The 748-nt window shown below is 70.1% G+C and carries 1 pseudogene; it reads left to right on the plus strand.

Annotated features, from left to right (window positions below):
* Positions 1 to 748: pseudogene (locus DH10_RS36040) on the plus strand (AfsR/SARP family transcriptional regulator); the annotation flags it as partial.

Raw genomic sequence — 748 nt, forward strand, 5'->3', positions numbered from 1 at the left:
AGCGCGCACGCTGGCGATCGCCGCCGAACTCGGGCGCGAGGTCGGCGAGGCGAGCGCGCTGATCGGGCTCGCCGCGCACATGCAGGGGCAATGGCAGGAGCTTTTCCAGTCCGAGTTCGTCGACTGGGTTCGCGGCGCGCCGAGCGTTGCCTCCAACGTCTTCGATGGGCATCTGTGCCTGGCGGAATTCTGCCTCTACCGGGCCGGCGGCCATGAACACATGGCGAAGGCGGCGCGCGAGCTTCTCGGCATCGCCGAGGCCGCCGGATCGGTTCCCGGCCGCGTGCTCGCCTCACTGATCCTCGGCGAGGCGGAATTGTTTTCCGGACGGCTCACGGCGGCGGAAGAGCTGTTGACCAGTGCCGCGCAACTCAGCGCCGAAGCGGGAGCCCCCTTCGGCGAAGCGCTGGCGCTGCATCGGCTTGGCGAGATCGCGCTGGCGCGCGGCCAGAAATGGCGCGCCGGCCGGCTCTTGCAGAAGGGATTGCGCCTTGCCGAATCGACGTGGCTCTCCCCGCATCTGCTGATCCGTTTCCAGGCGCTGGCGGTCGAGGCGGCGGCGACGCAGTCGCAGGCGATGGAGGCGATCCGGCAAGGCGATCGCAGGCTCGCCGAAAAGTGCACCTGCCAGCCCTGCTCGATGGGATTTCGCGTCGCGTCCTCGATCGCGCTGGCCGAGGCCGGCGAGCTCGAACAGGCGAGCCGGCGGATCGACGAGGCCGAGCGGCTGGCCGGCATGTGGCAAGGC

Origin of the sequence: Mesorhizobium silamurunense (assembly GCF_014843825.1) — a bacterium.
Lineage (GTDB): Bacteria > Pseudomonadota > Alphaproteobacteria > Rhizobiales > Rhizobiaceae > Mesorhizobium > Mesorhizobium silamurunense.